The sequence below is a fragment of the Amycolatopsis sp. NPDC004747 genome, from assembly GCF_053601335.1.
In genome coordinates, this window is record NZ_JBSGBQ010000036.1 from 34812 (window position 1) to 52346 (window position 17535).

At 71.6% G+C, this 17535-nt stretch carries 18 protein-coding genes and 1 riboswitch; of the genes, 10 read left to right on the forward strand and 8 right to left on the reverse strand.

Annotated elements, in window-relative coordinates:
* Positions 1-144: 144 nt before the first annotated feature.
* On the forward strand, positions 145-2355 hold the full coding sequence (locus tag ACWEGE_RS38900; RefSeq protein WP_449665487.1) for a discoidin domain-containing protein: 2211 nt from the start codon (positions 145-147) through the stop codon (positions 2353-2355).
* Here the strand turns inward: ACWEGE_RS38900 and ACWEGE_RS38905 are convergent.
* Positions 2257-3792, reverse strand: coding sequence for an FAD-dependent monooxygenase (locus ACWEGE_RS38905; RefSeq protein WP_449665488.1), 1536 nt, complete (start codon positions 3790-3792; stop codon positions 2257-2259). The genes ACWEGE_RS38900 and ACWEGE_RS38905 overlap by 99 nt on opposite strands.
* The gene (locus ACWEGE_RS38910) at positions 3789-4751 is read right to left on the reverse strand and encodes an MBL fold metallo-hydrolase (RefSeq protein WP_449665489.1); all 963 of its coding nucleotides are present in this window, start codon (positions 4749-4751) and stop codon (positions 3789-3791) included. Before ACWEGE_RS38910 ends, ACWEGE_RS38905 begins: the two co-directional genes overlap by 4 nt.
* A 97-nt stretch (positions 4752-4848) precedes the next feature.
* Between ACWEGE_RS38910 and ACWEGE_RS38915 the strand changes: the two genes are divergently transcribed.
* Entirely contained in the window at positions 4849-5379 is a 531-nt protein-coding gene (locus ACWEGE_RS38915) for a MarR family winged helix-turn-helix transcriptional regulator (protein ID WP_449665490.1), read from the forward strand.
* A gap of 114 nt (positions 5380-5493) precedes the next feature.
* Here ACWEGE_RS38915 and ACWEGE_RS38920 read toward each other — a convergent pair whose 3' ends face one another.
* Complete coding sequence (locus tag ACWEGE_RS38920) at positions 5494-6105, reverse strand: GTP cyclohydrolase II (protein WP_449665544.1); 612 nt, start codon at positions 6103-6105, stop codon at positions 5494-5496.
* Positions 6106-6248: 143 nt separating this feature from the next.
* Between ACWEGE_RS38920 and ACWEGE_RS38925 the strand changes: the two genes are divergently transcribed.
* A complete protein-coding gene (locus tag ACWEGE_RS38925) occupies positions 6249-6881 on the forward strand; it encodes a LysE family translocator (RefSeq protein ID WP_449665491.1) in 633 nt (210 codons plus the stop codon).
* A gap of 31 nt (positions 6882-6912) precedes the next feature.
* Here ACWEGE_RS38925 and ACWEGE_RS38930 read toward each other — a convergent pair whose 3' ends face one another.
* Positions 6913-7974, reverse strand: coding sequence for a cobalamin-independent methionine synthase II family protein (locus ACWEGE_RS38930; RefSeq protein ID WP_449665492.1), 1062 nt, complete (start codon positions 7972-7974; stop codon positions 6913-6915).
* Positions 7975-8237: 263 nt separating this feature from the next.
* Between ACWEGE_RS38930 and ACWEGE_RS38935 the strand changes: the two genes are divergently transcribed.
* Together ACWEGE_RS38935 and ACWEGE_RS38940 are read left to right on the forward strand one after the other, a co-directional pair.
* On the forward strand, positions 8238-8501 hold the full coding sequence (locus ACWEGE_RS38935) for a DUF3040 domain-containing protein (protein ID WP_449665493.1): 264 nt from the start codon (positions 8238-8240) through the stop codon (positions 8499-8501).
* A gap of 14 nt (positions 8502-8515) precedes the next feature.
* Positions 8516-9544, forward strand: coding sequence for a DNA polymerase IV (locus ACWEGE_RS38940; protein WP_449665494.1), 1029 nt, complete (start codon positions 8516-8518; stop codon positions 9542-9544).
* A gap of 269 nt (positions 9545-9813) precedes the next feature.
* Here the strand turns inward: ACWEGE_RS38940 and ACWEGE_RS38945 are convergent, their stop codons facing one another.
* Complete coding sequence (locus ACWEGE_RS38945) at positions 9814-10461, reverse strand: TetR/AcrR family transcriptional regulator (RefSeq protein WP_449665495.1); 648 nt, start codon at positions 10459-10461, stop codon at positions 9814-9816.
* 87 nt (positions 10462-10548) lie between these two features.
* Here ACWEGE_RS38945 and ACWEGE_RS38950 point away from each other — a divergent pair, with 87 nt between their 5' ends.
* From ACWEGE_RS38950 to ACWEGE_RS38970, 5 genes are all read left to right on the forward strand, one after another.
* Complete coding sequence (locus ACWEGE_RS38950) at positions 10549-11424, forward strand: AurF N-oxygenase family protein (protein WP_449665496.1); 876 nt, start codon at positions 10549-10551, stop codon at positions 11422-11424.
* An 82-nt stretch (positions 11425-11506) separates the two neighbouring features.
* Positions 11507-12187 (forward strand): hypothetical protein, encoded by a 681-nt coding sequence (locus ACWEGE_RS38955; RefSeq protein WP_449665497.1) that lies wholly within the window; start codon positions 11507-11509, stop codon positions 12185-12187.
* On the forward strand, positions 12184-12666 hold the full coding sequence (locus ACWEGE_RS38960) for an N-acetyltransferase family protein (RefSeq protein WP_449665498.1): 483 nt from the start codon (positions 12184-12186) through the stop codon (positions 12664-12666). The genes ACWEGE_RS38955 and ACWEGE_RS38960 overlap by 4 nt, the downstream gene beginning before the upstream one ends.
* Before the next feature lie 31 nt (positions 12667-12697).
* Positions 12698-12776, forward strand: a riboswitch (S-adenosyl-L-homocysteine riboswitch).
* An 83-nt stretch (positions 12777-12859) separates the two neighbouring features.
* Positions 12860-14320 carry an adenosylhomocysteinase gene (gene ahcY / locus ACWEGE_RS38965; RefSeq protein WP_449665499.1) on the forward strand — a complete coding sequence of 487 codons (1461 nt, stop codon included), beginning with the start codon at positions 12860-12862 and terminating at the stop codon, positions 14318-14320.
* A 122-nt stretch (positions 14321-14442) separates the two neighbouring features.
* Entirely contained in the window at positions 14443-14598 is a 156-nt protein-coding gene (locus ACWEGE_RS38970; protein ID WP_004559113.1) for a hypothetical protein, read from the forward strand.
* A 383-nt stretch (positions 14599-14981) separates the two neighbouring features.
* Here ACWEGE_RS38970 and ACWEGE_RS38975 read toward each other — a convergent pair whose 3' ends face one another.
* The 3 genes from ACWEGE_RS38975 to ACWEGE_RS38985 form a co-directional block, all read right to left on the reverse strand.
* Entirely contained in the window at positions 14982-15191 is a 210-nt protein-coding gene (locus ACWEGE_RS38975) for a hypothetical protein (protein WP_449665500.1), read from the reverse strand.
* A gap of 113 nt (positions 15192-15304) precedes the next feature.
* A complete protein-coding gene (gene ku / locus ACWEGE_RS38980) occupies positions 15305-16198 on the reverse strand; it encodes a non-homologous end joining protein Ku (RefSeq protein ID WP_449665501.1) in 894 nt (297 codons plus the stop codon).
* A gap of 94 nt (positions 16199-16292) precedes the next feature.
* A complete protein-coding gene (locus tag ACWEGE_RS38985) occupies positions 16293-17519 on the reverse strand; it encodes a styrene monooxygenase/indole monooxygenase family protein (protein ID WP_449665502.1) in 1227 nt (408 codons plus the stop codon).
* Between the last annotated feature and the right edge of the window lie 16 nt (positions 17520-17535).

The window sequence follows — 17535 nt, forward strand, 5'->3', positions numbered from 1 at the left end:
CCCCTGCTCCGGCACCGCTCCTCCGGCTCACGGCACCGGGCGGGGACCCGGGCGCGAACCCGCCGCACCACCCGACGCCGGCGCGAGCTGTGGGGCTCCACCGGTCCGCTTTCGCACGTCCTCCCCCCGATCACAGGCAGGCTCATGAGATCGACGACGCTCTCCCCCGTCCACCGTCTCCTCGTCATCGCCACCACCTTCGTCACCGCGGTCACCACCGCGGCCGTGGTCGGCTCCGCGCCGGCCCAGGCCGCCGCGTGCGGCACCACCAACCTCGCGCAGGGTCACCCCGCGACCGCGTCCTCGACCGAGAACGGCGGGACACCCGCGTCCGCCGCGGTCGACGGCAACACCGGCACGCGCTGGTCGAGCGCGTTCAGCGACCCGCAGTGGCTACAGGTCGACCTCGGCTCGGCCCAGCAGCTCTGCGACGTCGTGCTGACCTGGGAAGCCGCGTACGCGAAGGCGTTCAGCGTCCAGCTGTCTTCGGACGCGAACACCTGGACCAGCGCGTACTCGACCACCACCGGGACCGGCGGCACGCAGACCGTGCCGCTGTCCGGCACCGCGCGCTACCTGCGCGTCCACGGCACCCAGCGGGCGACCGGCTACGGCTATTCGCTGTGGGAAGTGGCCGTGCACGGCACCGGCGGCAGCACGGTCCCGCCGACCGACCCGCGCAACCCGGACTTCGGGCCCAACGTGTCGGTGTTCGACCCCTCGACCCCGGCCGCGACGATCCAGAACCGGCTGACGCAGATCGCCGACCAGCAGCACACCAACCAGTTCGGCAACGAGCGCTACGCCGTGCTGTTCAAGCCGGGCACCTACAGCGCCGACGTCAACCTCGGCTTCTACGAGCAGGTCGCGGGCCTGGGCCTGTCGCCGGACGACGTCAACCTCAACGGCCACGTCCGCGTCGAAGCGGACTGGCTGCAGCAGGGCGACAACCCGAACAACAAGGGCAACGCGACGCAGAACTTCTGGCGGTCCGCGGAAAACCTGTCGGTGACGCTGCCGGCCGGCCAGGTCGAACGCTGGGCCGTCGCGCAGGCCGCGCCCTACCGGCGGATGCACCTGCGGGGCAGCCAGATCCAGCTGTGGAACGGCGGCGACGGCTGGGCCAGCGGCGGCCTGATCGCCGACAGCAAGATCGACGGCGTCGCCGTTTCCGGCTCCCAGCAGCAGTTCCTCACCCGCAACAGCGAGCTGGGCGGCTGGCAGGGCGGCGTCTGGAACATGGTGTTCGTCGGCTCGACCGGCACCCCGCCGGCGTCCTTCCCGAACCCGCCGGAGACGGTCGTCGGCCAGACGCCGGTGATCCGCGAGAAGCCGTTCCTCTACGTCGACGGCTCCGGCAGCTACAACGTGTTCGTCCCGGCCCTGCGGCAGAACTCGCAGGGCACGAGCTGGGGCCACGGCACCCCGGCCGGGACATCGATCTCGCTCAGCGAGTTCTACGTCGCCCACCCGTCCGACTCGGCGGCGACGCTCAACGCCGCGCTGGCCGCGGGTAAGAACCTGCTGGTGACGCCGGGCGTGTACCACCTCGACCAGGCGCTGAACGTCACCCGTCCGGACACCGTGGTGCTCGGCCTCGGCCTGGCGACCCTGATGCCCACCAACGGCAACGCGGCCATCACGACGTCCGATGTGGACGGGGTGAAGATCGCCGGACTGCTGGTCGACGCGGGCGCGGTGAACTCGCCGGTGCTCGTGCAGGTCGGCCAGCCGGGCTCGACCGCGAACCACGCGGCGAACCCGACGTCGCTGCACGACGTGTTCTTCCGGATCGGCGGCGCGGCCGTCGGGAAGGCCACGCAGACGCTGGTGGTCAACTCGAACAACGTCATCGGCGACCACATGTGGCTGTGGCGCGGCGACCACTCCTACGGTGTCGGCTGGAACGTCAACACCGCGGCCAACGGCCTGGTGGTCAACGGCGCCAACGTGACCATGTACGGCCTGTTCGTCGAGCACTACCAGCAGTACGAAGTGCTCTGGAACGGCAACGGCGGGCGGACGTACTTCTTCCAGAACGAGATGCCCTACGACCCGCCGGACCAGGCGTCCTGGTCCAGCGGCGGCGGACGGCAGGGCTGGGCGGCGTACAAGGTGGCCGACTCGGTGACCAGCCACGAAGGGTGGGGCCTTGGCAGCTACTGCTTCTTCAACACGAATCCGGCCATTGTGGCCAGTCATTCGTTCGAGGTGCCGAACAACAGCGGGGTGCGGTTCCACAACCTCGTCTCGGTGTCACTCGGCGGCGTGGGCACGATCGCCCACGTCGTCAACGACTCGGGTGACGCCGCGAACACCGGGCACCAGGTGAGCCCGCTCGTCTCCTACCCGTAGCACGGCGGCGACGTACGCGTCCGGGCGGACCAGCCAGGCTTCGCCCGGACGCGCACCCAGCGCCCCGCCCACCGGGATCTCCGCCGACCGCACCCCCTCGGCCCGAACGCCCGGGGTCGTCAGCGCGAGGAACCCCTGGCGGGCCAGATCCCGCAGCCGTCCACTTGCGACGGTGACGTCGGGCAGCAGCACGCCCGGGCCCGGCGGCGGCAGCGCGCCCCGCGGCGGCCGCCCGGCGAACGGCCGGTCCGGATCGGGCGTGGTCAACGGCGAATCCGCGTACCAGAACGGTTCCGCCAGCCGGCCCGAGTCGACCTGCGCGCAGGCGGCCGGGTCGTGCGCCGCGCGGGTGAGGACGTCGAGCCGGTGAGCACGCCGCTCGTCGTCCTGGGGCACCAGGAAGTCCATCGTCGCGGTGGTGACGGCCGCGTTCTCCAGCGCCGCCGCGTGCCGCTCGGCGTGGTAGCTCTCCAGGAGCTCCTCCCCCGCGTCGCCGCGCAGGACGGCCGCCAGCTTCCAGGCGGCGTTCTCCGCGTCGGCGACGCCGGAGTTGAGCCCGCGCGCCCCGAACGGCGCGACGAGGTGCGCGCAGTCCCCGGCGAGCAGCACCCGGCCGACGCGCATCCGGTCCACGAGCCGCGTGTGGAAGCGGTACACCGACCGCCAGGCCACCTCGTACGGCCGGTCGCCGATGATCGCCCGGATCCGCCTGCCCAGCGCCCCGCCCGTCTCTTCGGCCGTGAGGTCGTAGCCGTCGGGGACCTGCCAGTCGATCCGGAACCGCGAGCCGGGGCACGGGTGGATCAGCACCTGGCGGCCGGGGTTCCACGGCGGGTCGAAGTAGAAGCGCCGTTCCGCCGCCCAGCCCGGCAGGTCGGCGTGGATGTCGCAGATCAGGAACAGGTCCCGGAAGGAAATGCCGCCGAGGTGCTGCCCGAGCGCCTTCCGCACGGCGTCGCCGCGCGCACCGGCACAGGCGATCGCGTAGTCGGCCTCGATCCGGCGCGGGCCGTCCTTCGTCGCGCAGTGGATTTCGACGCAGCCCGGCTGGGCCAGGCCGGTGACCCGGTGCCCGCGGCGGACGTCGATCAGCGGCTGCCGCGCGATCAGCTCGTCCAGCACCTCTTCGACACGGGCCTGCGACAGGTTGACGAAGGGCGGGAGCGCGGAGCCCGCGTCCGGCAGCGTCAGCGAGAACAGCTCCCGGTCCCGGTGGAACGTCCGCGCGGTCGTCCAGGTGAGCCCTTCCTCGGCGAGGCACCCGGCGCCGAGCCAGGCCCAGACGTCCAACGTGTCCCGTTGCTGGCAGATGGCCTTGGACCCCACGGGGTCGCGCACCTCGTGCTCGTCGACGAGCACGACCGGCACGCCCCGGCGCGCGAGCAGCAGCGCGGCCGTCTGGCCGACCGGGCCGCTGCCGAGGACGGCGACCGTCATCCCTGCAGCTGGTCCCAGACCTCGCGGTCACGCTCGGCCGTCCACACCACCGGCCGCTCGATCCCGGACAGCTCGTCCCACAGGCGCGAAACGTCGAAGGGCAGGCAGTGCTCGAAGATCGGCCAGTGCCCGTACCGGTCGGTCAACGCCGCGTGCGTGCGTTCGAACGCCTCCTTGAGCGTGCCGCCCGCGGCCTGGACCGCCCCGACTTCGCGGAGCATCGTGGTGAGGAAGTGCCGGGTCTGCGCGACGGCGGCGTCGACCTCGTTCCGGCCGCGGCTGACCCCGCCCCGGCCGCCGATCAGGGTCTCGGCCCCGAAGGCGGCCACCCGGTCCAACGTGGACGACGCCCAGTCGCGGTGGAACGCGTCCCCGGTGTACAGCGCGGCTTCGGCTTCGACGAGGTCGCCGGCGTAGAGGATCTTGTGACGGGGCAGCCAGGCGACGAGGTCGCCTTCGGTGTGGCCGCGGCCGCAGTACTGCAGGACGAGGTCGCCGCGGTCGCCGCCGAGGTCGATCGTGAGCCGGTCGGAGAAGGTCAGCGTCGGCCAGGTGAGCCCGGGCACCGAGTCCGCACCCTTCGCCAGCCGCGGCATCCGGCCGAACTCGCTTTCCCAGTCCTCCTTGCCGCGCTCGGCGACCAGGGCCCGGGTGTTCTCGTGCGCGACGATCACCTCGGCGTCGAACGCGGACGCGCCGAGCACGCGCACGGCGTGGTAGTGGCTCAGCACCAGGTACCGCACCGGCTTGTCGGTGTGCTCGCGCAGTTTCGCGAGCCACTCGGCGGCCGCGACGGGCGTGGCCAGCGCTTCGAAGCAGACGAGGAAGTCCTCGCCCTCGATCGCGCCGATGTTCGGGTCGCCCTCGGCGGTCAGCGCGTAGACGCCGTCCGCGAGGATCTCCAGGGTCTGCGCTTTCTCCGCCAGGTCGGCCGAAGAGGCGAAGGCTTTCTTCGTCACGGCGAGCGCTCCTTGATCGTCAAAGGTTTGACTACCCGGGGCCAGGCTAGCCCGCCGAGCCGCCGCGCGGAACCCTCCGTCCCCTAACCTGGGCCGCATGACCGACCGACCGGCCGACCTCGACTACCTCTCGTTCGTCGACTACGCGATCGGGAAGACCCGCGCCGAGCTGCCCGAGACCGACCCGGTGGCGATGCGCCTCGGCCTGACGCTGCACCGGCTGGCCGGTGCACTGGTCTACGACTGGGAGTCGACGGTCCACCGCCCCCGCGGCTGGAGCTGGGGCGGCTTCCGGGTGCTGTTCGTGCTGTGGCTGGCCGGCCCGCTGGAGTCCCGCCACGTGGCCCGGCTCGCCGGGATGAGCCGCGCGGCGGTGTCGGCACTGGTCAAAACCCTGGAGCGCGACGATCTGGTGACCCGCACCCCGGTCCCCCAGGACCGCCGCGCGGTGCGCCTGGCCCTCACCGAAGCGGGCCACACCGCGGTGTCCGACGCCTACCAGGAGCACAACAAGCGCGAGCAGGCCTGGGTGGCGTCCCTGACCCCCGCGGAACAGGCCACCCTGATCGGCCTGCTGGAGAAACTCACCACGAGCCCGGCCGCCGCGGCGGCCCAGCGCCTCACCTGACCCGACCCTCCAGGTACGCGAGTCGTCCGCCCAGGTACGCGAGTCGTCCGCCCAGGTACGCGAGTCGTCCGCCCAGGTACGCGAGTCGTCCGCCCGGGTACGTGCCCGCGCGGGTCAGCTGGCCAGGCCCGGCAGCCTCAGCGTGTGTCCGGTCTGCTCGGCCTTCGCCCGCAGGTACCGCACATTGCTCTCCGTCGCGAACACCCCCGTCGGCACCCGGTCGCGCACCCCGATCCCCGCCGCGCGCAGCTGGGCCGCCTTGTCCGGGTTGTTCGACAGCAGGTCCACGCGGTGCACCCCGAGCGCACCCAGCATCTGGGCGGCGACCGTGTAGTCGCGGGCGTCTTCGGGCAGGCCGAGCGCGGTGTTCGCGGCGTAGGTGTCGAGGCCGCCGTCCTGCAGGGCGTACGCGTCGAGCTTGTTGTACAGCCCGATCCCCCGGCCCTCCTGGCGCAGGTACAGCAGGTACCCGCCGGTCTCGGAGATCCGCGCGACGGCCTCGGCCAGCTGCGGGCCGCAGTCGCAGCGCGCCGAGCCGAAGACGTCACCGGTGAGGCATTCCGAATGCGGCCGCACCAGCGGCACCTCGCCGGGCGTGCCCAGCACGAACGCCAGGTGCTCGCCGCCGTCGGCCAGGCCGCGGAAGGTGACGGCTTCGGCGTCGACCGCGACACCACCGTCGAGCCTCAGCGGGATCCGCACCCGCGTCCGCACCTCGGCCGTCACGCCCTCGCCCCTGGAGTCACCCACAAGATCGACCCTACACGAAGTTCAAATTCGAACACCCCACCCCGCCGCGGCGTGATCGACCGTTCCGGGGCGGGAACCGGCCGGGAAAAGGGGTGGCGGCCGGATCGTATTCTCGGGCCATGGTCCCCGGTGCCACCGCTGCCTCGTTCCTGCTGGTCGTCGTGCTCGGGGCGATGTCGCCCGGGCCCGACTTCGTCGTCGTGACGCGGTCGGCGCTCGCCGGCGGACGGCGGGCCGGGATCGCCGCGGGCACCGGGATCGCGCTCGGCGTCTTCGCCTGGGTGGTCGCGATCGCGCTGGGCGTCGCCGCCGTGCTGACCGCGTCGGCGGTCGCGTTCACCGTCGTCAAGCTGGCCGGCGCGGCCTACCTGGTGTTCCTCGGTGTCAAGGCGTGGCTGGCCGTGCGCCGCGGCGGGTACCGCGATCTCGCCCCGGCCGCCGAGACCCGGCAGCTCAAGGCCGGGGCCGCGTTCCGCCAGGGCCTGGTGACGAACCTGCTCAACCCCAAGGTGGCCGTGTACTTCCTGGCCCTGCTCCCCCAGTTCCTGCCCGCCGACGGCTCCACCCTGCAAACGCTGGAGCTGGCGGCGATCGCCACCGCCGGCACCGTCCTGTGGTTCGTCACCCTCGCCGTCGTGGTCGGGGCGCTGAAGCGGTTCTTCAGCGCCGGCCGCGTCCGCCGGGTGCTCGACGCCGTCCTGGGCACCGTGCTCGTCACCCTCGGGGTCAAGGTCGCCGCCGAGACGGCGTGAGCCCGGCGCGCGGGCCCACGCCGCCGGCGGGTCAGCCGAGTTTCTCCGCCGCCAGCCGCGTGCCCTCGACCCGGGCCGCGATCTTCGCGAACGCGATGTCGCGCGAGGTCGACGTGTCGTCGGCGAACGGCGAGAACCCGCAGTCGTCGCAGGTGCCGAGCCGCTCGGCCGGCAGGTACTTCGCCGCGGTCAGCACCCGGTCCCGGACCTCCTCCGCGGTCTCCACCCGCGGGTCGATCGGGTCGGTGACCCCGACGAACACCCGCTGGTCGGCCTTCAGGTTCTCGGCGATCACCCGCAGCGCCCGCTCCGGATCGGCTTCGCTGGCCAGCTGGACGAAGAACCGCCCGGCCCTGAGGTCGAACAGCGCCGGCAGCAGGCCCGCGTAGTCGACGTCGAGGCTGTGCGCGGAGTCCTGGTCGCCACCCGGGCAGGTGTGGACGCCGATCTTCGCGCGCTCCTCGGCGGTGAACCGGTCGAGCACGGCGTTGTTGAGCTCGATGAACTGCCGCAGCAGCCCGCCGGACGGGTCCAGCTTCAGCGAAAGCCGCCCCTCGGTGAAGTCGATCTGGACGCTGTCCGCGCCCGCCTCGAGGCTGCCGCGGATGTCCGCCTCCGCCTCGTTCACCAGGTCGGCGACGAACTGCTCCCGCGAGTACCCCTCGATGCCGTCGGCCGGGTAGATCAGCGACAGGACGGACGCGGCGATCACCGCCTGCTTGACGGGCCGGTCGGTAAGCGTTTTCGCGCGCGTCAGGTACGAAGCGGCGTTGGTCGCGTAGCGGAAGGGACCCGCGGTGAGCCGCGGCAGCTGCCGGGTGTGCCCGTCGGCGAACGGGATGACGGCGCCGTCGGGCGCCAGCGCTTCCAGTCCGGCCAGCGGGTAGGTCACGAAGCTCGGCTTGCCCTGTTCCCCGTCGGTCAGCACGGTTGAGCCGGTCTCTTCGAACCGGCGGATCGTGTCGGCCAGCGCCCGGCTCTCCAGCTCGGCCAGCGCGGCGGCGTCGATCCGGCCGGCCGCGAACTCGCCGAGGCCTTCGACGAGGTAGGCGGGCCGGGGGATGCTGCCGATCGGTTCAGTGGGCAGGGTCATCGATGTCCTCCGCTGCTTGAAGGGCCCGACCGGCCACCGGCGCGAAGGCAGGACGTGGCCGCGTGGCCGCCCCCACCCACCGTCCGGCCGTGACCGGCCACGTTCTCGAGGCAACTTAACGTGGCCGAAGCCGATCACGGAGCGCGGATCACCCGGTCGGCCCAGAGAAAAGCACGAAATCGGAAGGCATTCGGCGGTTAGCGAGGAGGACGATTGGGTATTCGCTACGGCGATACGGCGGGTTCGGCGCCGAAGGAGGCCCGATGCTCAGTCATCACGACCGCACCGAGCTCGAGAAGATCGAGCGCAGTCTCGAGCTCAGTGATCCGGCACTGGCGGCCGCGCTGCGCGACGGCCGACGGCCGAAGTCGCGCGCGCTCCGCAGCGCGGTCCTGATCGTCTTCGACATCACCGCCGTGACGCTGCTGGTCCTGGGCCTGGTGCTGCCCGATCCGGGCGTGACGCTCTGCGGGATCATCGCGCTCACCGGCACCGTCTGGACCCACGTGGCGAGGCACCGGATTTAAGGCAGACTTGCGGCGTGAAGTGGGTCCTGCACGTCGACCTCGACCAGTTCATCGCCGCGGTCGAGATCGCCCGCCACCCCGAGCTGCGCGGCAAGCCCGTCGTGGTCGGCGGCAACGGCGACCCCACCGAGCGCGCCGTCGTCGCGACGGCTTCGTACGAAGCCCGCGAGTTCGGCGTCCAGTCCGGCATGCCGCTGCGGATCGCCGCGAAGCGCTGCCCGGAGGCCGTCTTCCTGCCCAGTGACCCGGACGCCTACCTCGAGGTGTCGGCCCGCGTGATGGCCGCGGTGCGGGAGCTGCCGGTGGTGGTCGAGGTCCTGGGCTGGGACGAAGCCTTCGTCGGCGCGGAGACCGGCGATCCCGAGGCGCTGGCCGTGGCGATCAAGGAGGCGGTGGCGCGCGAGACGGGCCTTTCGTGCGCGGTCGGGATCGGCGACAACAAGCTGCGGGCCAAGCTCGCCACCGGGTTCGGCAAGCCGGGCGGGATCTACCGGCTGACGCAGGAGAACTGGTGGGCGGTGATGGCGGCCCGCCCGACCGACGCGCTGTGGGGCATCGGCGGCAAGACGGCGAAGAAGCTCGCCTCGCTGGGGATCGAAACGGTCCTCGACCTGGCGGGCGCCGACCCGGCGGAGCTGGCGGCCCGGTTCGGCCCGAAGACGGGCCCGTGGCTGCGGCTGCTCGGCGGCGGCATCAGCGACGCCGAGGTGAGCGCCACCCCCTGGGTGGCCCGGTCACGCAGCCGGGAGACGACGTTCCAGCGCGACCTGACGGACCCGGCGGAGATGGCGGCCGAGGTCTCGGCGCTGGCGAAGAGGGTCGCCCAGGACGTGCTCGAAGAGGGCCGCCCGGCGGCGCGGGTGGCGGTGAAGGTGCGGTTCGTGCCGTTCCTGACCCACACGCACAGCATCACGCTCCCGGAGCCGTCCTCGGACGCCGCGGAGCTCGACCGCGCGGCGCAGGAGGTGCTCGGGCTGTTCGAGCTGACCCGCGCGGTGCGGCTGCTCGGCGTGCGCGCCGAATTCCCGCGCGAGGACGCCTGAACCGGGCAGGCGCACCGAGGGCCGCCACCACGCCGACGGAGACGGGCGGCCACCGGCCGTTCGCGCAACCCCGCCGAGCCGCGCACGAGCCGAAATCCCTCGCGCGGACCAGGACGGCCGCGACGAACAGCCGTCGCCGCGTCGGCGACCACCGCCCGCTCTCCCGCCGATGAAGCCGCAGCCCAGCCACTCCACCGGACCCAAGAGCGACCGGAACGCACCCGCGCGGCGCGGCTGCGGGGCGTACGCGCCGAATTCCCGTGCGAAGGCTAGAGGCCCTCGGGCAGCGGCAACGGCCGGTCCGGGTCGAGCCGCACTCCGCCCGCCCGCAGCGTGTGGTCCAGCATCGCCCAGATCGTGCCCGTGAGCTGGGCCGTCAGCTGCCGCAGGGTGAGCGTTCCCGGGTGGTCGAGCCAGCGGGTGGTCGCCGATTCGACGTAGCCGACCAGGCCGAACGCCATCGTGTCCGCCGGGGCCGGGTCGAGGCCGAACGCCGTCAGGTAGCCGGTGAACAGGCCGCTGAGGTGACGGGCGATCGCGCCGCGGACGTCCGGGCCGTCCGGGGTGCCGCGGGCCAGGTAGCGGTGCAGGTGGGCGTGCTCGGTCAGCCAGCGCAGGTGCGTCGAGATCACCGTGGAGATCATCTCGTTCGGCGAACCCTCGGGGTGCCAGAGCGGGGCCAGGTCGGCCGTCACCAGCTCGGCCGCCCGCCGCGCGATCGCGCGCCGCAGGTCGGCCGCGTCGTCGAAGTGGCGGTAGAGGCGGGTGCGGGCGACGCCGGCGCGTTCGGCGATCTGCTCGGTCGAGACGTCCGGGCCGTGCTCGGCGATGGCGGCCAGCGCGGCGTCGACGAACTCCGCCCGCCGCCGTTCCTGCTGGCCCGCCCAGCGCGTTGCCCGCCCGTCGACCTTGGTCACGGCGAAAGCCTACTCAGGCACGCCGGGGCCGTGTACGCTCGCCGAAGTAGCTAGTACATCGCGTACCCCCTACTTGTGGAGGCCCCCATGCACCGGGACGCCACCGCGGCTCGCCTGCTCAAGAGCTCCGCGAAGAACTCCTACGACCCGTACGTCGACATCGACTGGGACGCGCCGCTCGCCGAAGGCAAGGCGTACATGCCGCTCGAGCGCGTCTCCCTCTACGGCACGGACCTCTGGGCGAGGCTGACGCCGGAGCAGCGGATCGAGCTCTCCAAGCACGAGATCGCCAGCATCATGAGCGTCGGGCTGTGGTTCGAGATCGTCCTGATGCAGCTGCTCGCCCGGTACGTCTTCGACCTCGACGCGCGCACCGAGCACGCGCAGTACGCGATGACCGAGATCGGCGACGAAACGCGGCACTCGGTGATGTTCGCCCGCACCGCGCAGCGGCTGGGCGTCCCGCGGTACGGCGTCCCGAAGGTGGTCCACCGCGCCGCCAAGGTGTTCGGCGCGACCGCGGCCGGGCCGTCGATGTTCGCCAGCGTGCTGGTCGCCGAGGAGACCACCGACCGGCTCCAGCGGTCGATGATGGACGACGACGGCATCCAGCCCCTGATCCGCTCGGTCAACCGGATCCACGTGGTGGAGGAGGCCCGGCACGTCCGCTTCGCCAAGGAGGAGGTGCTGCGGGAGACGCCGAAGCTGTCGACGGCGGCGCTGCGGCGGCACCGGGTGCGGACCGCGCTGGTCGCGTTCGGGGTGATCGACAGCATGGTCGACGCGCGGATCTACCGCAGCGTCGGGATCGACCCCCGCGAAGGCCGCGCCGCGGCGCTGGCCAACCCGCACTTCCACGAGACGCGCCGGTGGATGGCGGAGAAGATCGTGCCGTTCCTGCGCGACGCGGGTCTGATCGGCGGCCGCTCCGAGGGCATCTGGCGGCGCGCGCACCTGCTCTGAACGCCGGGGGTGGAATTACCGTTTCGCGACGTTCCGGACCGCGCCACGCTGGTGGGATGACCGCCGATCCCCCGCCGGGCCCGTGGCAGGACTTCCCGCTCGAACCCGCACCCGGGCAGCCGGCGCGGACCCGGCGCCGCGCCGCCCCTCACCGCTCGCGCGGCCGGCGGTCACCGGCCTGCTCGGCCTCCTGGCCGGCGCGCTGCTGGTCGGTGTGCCGTGGCTGGTGCTCAGCCTGCTCGCCGGCCCGAGCGGACGGCCGCTGACCGCGCCGGCGAGCCTCGGCGGGCTCGGCCGCGCCCAGGACGCGATCGCGAAGATCGGCAAAGACCGGGGGCAGGCGCTCATCGACCGGGTCGGGAAGGCCGACCGGGAGACCGCGGCCCGCGTGTCGGCGGCCTACGGCGGCGCCGGCGCGGTCGTCCAGCAGTACCAGGACGATCAGCTCCGGCGCACGGTCCAGCTGCTCGCGGTCCGGGCGCCCTCGCCGGGGCTCATCGCGCCGTACGAGGACGCCGAGGCGCTGGGCCTGGCCGCCCCGGGCACCGAACTCGTGCGCTTCGGGGACGTGCAGTGCCTGGTGCAGCACGACCCGGTCAGCGCCGGGTCGGCACCCGACCCCGATCGGTCCGCCGTGCGGACCTGCCAGCGCACCGGCACCGACCTGACCGTGACCCTGAAGGGCCTGAGCTCCGAGGGCAACCGCGACCCGCGGGAAATGGCCGGCCTCGTCGAAGAGGCGTGGGCGATACTGAGCCGGTGATCACGATCCGGGCCGCCCGCGAGGACGACGAAGCCGCACTCGCGAAGATCGACGAACGCACCTGGACCCCGGACGTCTCCCCCGCCCCGGCGCCACCGCCGGGCACGCCCTTCTTCGACGGCGGCACCCGGCCCGGGGACGTGCTCGTCGCCGAGCACGACGCCGTGGTCGCCGGGTACGTGCGCCTCGGCGAGGGGTTCGACATCCCCGCCCACCGGCACGTGGCGGTGATCGACGGGCTCGCCGTCGACCCGGACCGGCAGCGGCTCGGCATCGCGCGGCAGCTCGTCGAGGCGGCCGTCGCCGAAGCGGGCCGCCGCGGCGCGCGCAAGGTGACGCTGCGGGTGCTCGGGCCCAACACCGGCGCGCGCCGGGTCTACGAGCGCTGCGGGTTCGCCGTGGAAGGCGTGCTGCGGGCCGAATTCCGCATCGACGGCACCGACGTCGACGACGTTCTCATGGCCCGATCGCTCGCTTGACAGCCTCGCCGCGGCTTTGCCATCCTGGCTTCGGGCCGAGAGGCGCTGCGACGGAACTCCCTTCCGCCACGCTCGGCCCGAGACCACGACTCCAAGGGCGCCTCCCGTGCGGGAGGTGTCCTTTTCGTTGTCCGCGAGGACTTTCGTGCTGCCTCCCGAACGTTTCGTCGACGAACTCCGGAGTGCACCGAGAATGAATGACAAACTGCAGACGCGAAACGGCCTCGACTTCGCCGTGGCCGACCTCACCCTGGCCGACGCCGGCCGCACGCAGCTGCGGCTGGCCGAGCACGAAATGCCCGGCCTGATGGCGATCCGCCGCGAATACGCCGCCGCGCAGCCGCTGAAGGGCGCCCGCATCGCCGGGTCGCTGCACATGACCGTGCAGACCGCCGTGCTCATCGAGACCCTCGTGGCGCTCGGCGCCGAGGTGCGCTGGGTGTCCTGCAACATCTTCTCCACCCAGGACGAGGCCGCCGCCGCGGTCGTCGTCGGCCCGGACGGCACCGTCGAGGCCCCGGCGGGCACCTCGGTGTTCGCGTGGAAGGGCGAAACGCTCGAAGAGTACTGGTGGTGCACCGACCGGCTCTTCGCCTTCCCCGGCGGGCAGGCCCCGAACATGATCCTCGACGACGGCGGTGACGCCACCCTCCTGGTCCACAAGGGAGTCGAGTTCGAGGCGGCAGGCGCCGTGCCGCAGCCGTCCGAAGAGGACCCGGAGGAGTACCGGATCATCCTCGACACCCTGCGCGCGAGCCTGGCCGCCGACGGCGGCCGGTTCACCGCCATGGCCAAGGAGATCCGCGGCGTCACCGAGGAGACCACCAACGGCGTCAAGCGGCTCTACAAGCTCGCCAAAGACGGCGAGCTGCTCTTCCCGGCGATGAACGTCAACGACTCGGTGACGAAGTCCAAGTTCGACAACAAGTACGGCATCCGGCACTCCCTTGTGGACGGCCTGAACCGGGCCACCGACGTGATGATCGGCGGCAAGCGCGTGGTCGTCTGCGGTTACGGCGACGTCGGCAAGGGCGCGGTCGAGGCGCTGCGCGGGCAGGGTGCCCGGGTCGCGGTCACCGAGATCGACCCGATCTGCGCGCTGCAGGCGGCGATGGACGGGCTCGACGTCGTCGAACTCGACGACGTGGTGGCCCACGGCGACATCTTCATCACCACCACCGGCAACTTCGGCATCATCTCGGCCGCCCAGATGAGCCGGATGAAGCACAACGCGATCGTCGCGAACGTCGGGCACTTCGACAACGAGATCGACATGGCCGGGCTGGCGAAGCTGCCCGGGATCGTGAAGAAGGAGATCAAGCCGCAGGTGCACGAGTGGACGTTCCCGGACGGCCACGCGATCATCGTGCTCTCCGAGGGCCGCCTGATGAACCTCGGCAACGCGACCGGCCACCCGTCGTTCGTGATGTCGAACTCGTTCACCAACCAGGCGATCGCCCAGATCGAGCTGTTCGCCAAGCCCGGCGAGTACGCCACCGACGTCCACCGGCTGCCGAAGCACCTCGACGAAAAGGTCGCCCGCCTGCACCTGGACGCGCTCGGGGTGAAGCTCACCAAGCTCACGAAGCAGCAGGCCGAGTACATCGGCGTCGACGTCGATGGTCCGTACAAGCTCGATCACTATCGGTACTGATCCGCAGATTGCTCCATTCGCCGTAGTTTGGGTTATCCGCAAACTGGCCATTCTCCCGGCGAGAGCGCATTCGCCCGGACGGCACGGAGCCGGGCCGGGTCTCATGCGAAGGAGCGTGTCAAGTGATCATTCTCGGTGTGATTCTCCTCGTCATCGGGTTCATCGTGGGCATCCCGGTGCTGTACACCATCGGTATCATTCTCGCGGTGGCCGGCGTGGCACTGGCCATCCTGGGCGGCACGGGCCGCCGGATCGGTGGCCGGGCGCACTGGTACTGATCCGCTTTCTCCCCACCACCACCGGCAACGGGGCTGGTTCCGGAGAGACTCCGCCACGGCCTGGCGCACCGGCAGCAATGCCGGCCGCGCCAGGCCGTTCGGCCTTTTTGCGCGGTGAAAAACGCACCGACCACTTCCCCGGTCCCGTGAATCGTGAGCGTGCAGAGGAAAACAGGGTGCGCGCACCCGGGCATGAAAGAGTCCTCCGGCTCCGAGGGGGAGGGAGAGCCGAAGGACCTCGTTAGTGTTAGCACATCGCCAAGCCGCTGTACACAGCTGCATACACGATCGTGTGACCATCTTGACGAACTCCGAACGCCGTGAAGGCCTCCCCGGCGGGCGGGCACCCGGCCGGAAGGCCCCCGCGGATCCTGGCGGGAGGCTCAGGAAGCTCGGCGCAGCAGGGGTTTGCGCGGCGCGGCGGCACAGCCGCACCCGCCGCCGACGCCCTGGCAGTCGACGATCAGCGCGTGGCGCACGCGGTCACCGTCCACACAGACCGGATCGGTGCACTCGGCGAACCCGCCTTCCGGGTGCACCACCAGCGTGCCGTGGCAGTGGTCGATCCCGGCGTCACAGGAAGCACACTCCATGTCCGCACCGCCTTTCCGCGCTCGTGGACGACGTGCACCCCCAAGGTAGGACCGGGGAGCACGCGGGCGCGGCAGCCGGGCGGCGTGTCGGCACAACCACCCGTCCGAGCGGCTCAGGCGGACTTCGGCGACCGCTTCCGGGCGGCCGGCTTCTTCTTCGCCGGTCCGGCGTCCTCATCGGACGAACCGGACGCCTCGGACGCCGCGGCCGCCTCCGAAGAGGACTGACGCGACTTCTTCGCGGCGTCCACACTGGCCTGCAGCGCCGCCATCAGGTCGACGACGTCGGCCTTGGCGGTGACCGCCGCAGGCTTGGTCGTCTCGTCGCCGGCGACCTTGGCCTCGATCATCTCCTCGAGGGCCTCGCGGTAGTGGTCGTGGTACTTCTCCGGCTCGAACACCGGCTCGGCGAGCGAGTCGATCAGCGACCCGGCCATGGTGAGCTCCTGCGGCCGGATCTGCGGCGGGTCGTCGCGCAGGAACGGGAAGTCGGGCTCGCGGACCTCGTCCGGCCACAGCATCGTCGTCATCACCAGCACGTCGGCGTGCACGCGCAGCACCGCCATGCTCTCCCGCTGGCGGACCGCGACCTTCGCGACGGCCACCTGGCTCGACTTGTGCAGTGCGTCCCGCAGCACGACGTACGGCTTCACCGCGTTCTTCTGCGGCTCCAGGTAGTAGGTCCGGTCGTACTGGATCGGGTCGATCGACTCGAGCGGCACGAACTCCAGCACGTCGATCGTGCGCTGGGTGGACAGCGGCAGCTCGGCCATCTCGGCGTCGGTGATCACCACCATCTCGCCGTCGGGCAGCTCGTAGCCCTTGGCGATCTCGGCGTACGGCACTTCCTGGCCGTCGATCGTGCAGAACCGCTTGTACTGGATGCGGCCGCCGTCGGCCTCGTGCACCTGGCGCAGGGAGACGTTCTTGTTCTCGGTGGCCGCGTACATCTGGATCGGGATGCTGACCAGCCCGAAGGACACCGAGCCCTTCCACATCGCCCGCATGCCAGTACCTCCGATATGCCACACCGTCGCGTTCACGCTACGTGACAACCGTAGCCCGAAACGTCCCCCGGCGACAGTGCGCGGCGGCGGCGATCTAGACCTCTGCCAGGTACTTCTCCCAAAGTGCGGGGTCCATGAACCAGTGCTGGAAGTCGGACGGGTCCATGAACCCGTTGACGAACCGCTTCGCGACGGCCGGGTTCTGCCCGGCCACCCCGAGGATCTGCAGCACGTGCGGGGGCGGCGGCAGGAGGAGCGCGTTCGTCCATTCGGTCACGTGCCGGGCGTACTCCCAGTAGCGCTCGAACGTCGCTTCCATCCAGGCCGTGTCGAACGGCCGGTCGCCGCGCTCGACGATCGCGTCGAGGTAGGTCGCCGCGCAGTGGCTCGCGTTGTTCGAGCCCTGCCCGGTGATCGGGTCGTTCGCCACGACGACGTCGGCCATGCCCAGCACGATCGCCCCGCCGGGCAGGGTGCCGACCGGGTGGCGGACCACCGGCGTGTACCCGCCCGCGAGGGTCGCCTTCCCGTCGGTCAGCTCGGCCTCGCGGCAGCGGTCGTACTCCCACGGCACGTACTGCCGCATGAGGTCGAGCACGCGCTTGAAGTGCTCGTCGGGCCCCGGGTGGTCGTCGAAGCAGTCCAGCGGCCCGCCGGGCACGCCTTCGAAGAACAGGATGTCGCAGTTCCCGCTCAGCGTGTACGCCGGGATCATGAACAGCTCGCCGACGCCGGGGACGATGTTGAACCGCACCCCCACCTTGTCCGGGTGCTCGGGACGGCGGCCAACGCCGTGGGCGTAGACCAGGGAAAGCGCCCGCATCGGCCGCGTGTACGGCGACCGCTCCGGCACGCGGTCGAACAGCTGGACCAGCTCGCCCTTGCCGGCCGAGATGATCACCAGGTCGTAGAGCCTGGCCAGCGCGTCCAGTTCGGACGTCATCACGCCGTGGATGACGAGCTTGCCGCCCCGGTCCTCGAACAGCTCCAGCCAGCCGGCCATCTTCACCCGCTGGTCCACCGACTGCGCGGGGTGGTCGAGTTCGGCGAACCAGTCGAGCGCGCGGCCGCCGTCCGGCGCGGCCACCGAGACGCCGAGCCCTTCGACGTTGACGGTTTCGGCTTCCCAGAGGTTGATCCCGAGGTCGCGCTCGTGCTGCAGCGCGTCGTGGAACATGCACTGCGTCGACATCACCCGCCCGGACCGGATCTCCTCCGGCGTCCGCGCGGACATCACGGTGACGTCGTAGTCCTTCGCCTGCAGCCCGAGGGCCAGCTGCAGGCCGGACTGCCCGGCGCCCACGACCAGGACCTTGCGCATGGAGCTCGTTCTCCTT

What these genes read in the sequence shown, in the direction of transcription:
- ACWEGE_RS38900 (WP_449665487.1), top strand. Translation starts at nt 145, where the DNA reads ATGAGATCGACGACGCTCTCCCCCGTCCACCGTCTCCTCGTCATCGCC.
- ACWEGE_RS38905 (WP_449665488.1), bottom strand. Translation starts at nt 3,792, where the DNA reads ATGACGGTCGCCGTCCTCGGCAGCGGCCCGGTCGGCCAGACGGCCGCG.
- ACWEGE_RS38915 (WP_449665490.1), top strand. Translation starts at nt 4,849, where the DNA reads ATGACCGACCGACCGGCCGACCTCGACTACCTCTCGTTCGTCGACTAC.
- ACWEGE_RS38925 (WP_449665491.1), top strand. Translation starts at nt 6,249, where the DNA reads ATGGTCCCCGGTGCCACCGCTGCCTCGTTCCTGCTGGTCGTCGTGCTC.
- ACWEGE_RS38930 (WP_449665492.1), bottom strand. Translation starts at nt 7,974, where the DNA reads ATGACCCTGCCCACTGAACCGATCGGCAGCATCCCCCGGCCCGCCTAC.
- ACWEGE_RS38935 (WP_449665493.1), top strand. Translation starts at nt 8,238, where the DNA reads ATGCTCAGTCATCACGACCGCACCGAGCTCGAGAAGATCGAGCGCAGT.
- ACWEGE_RS38950 (WP_449665496.1), top strand. Translation starts at nt 10,549, where the DNA reads ATGCACCGGGACGCCACCGCGGCTCGCCTGCTCAAGAGCTCCGCGAAG.
- ahcY (WP_449665499.1), top strand. Translation starts at nt 12,860, where the DNA reads ATGAATGACAAACTGCAGACGCGAAACGGCCTCGACTTCGCCGTGGCC.
- ACWEGE_RS38975 (WP_449665500.1), bottom strand. Translation starts at nt 15,191, where the DNA reads ATGGAGTGTGCTTCCTGTGACGCCGGGATCGACCACTGCCACGGCACG.
- ku (WP_449665501.1), bottom strand. Translation starts at nt 16,198, where the DNA reads ATGCGGGCGATGTGGAAGGGCTCGGTGTCCTTCGGGCTGGTCAGCATC.
- ACWEGE_RS38985 (WP_449665502.1), bottom strand. Translation starts at nt 17,519, where the DNA reads ATGCGCAAGGTCCTGGTCGTGGGCGCCGGGCAGTCCGGCCTGCAGCTG.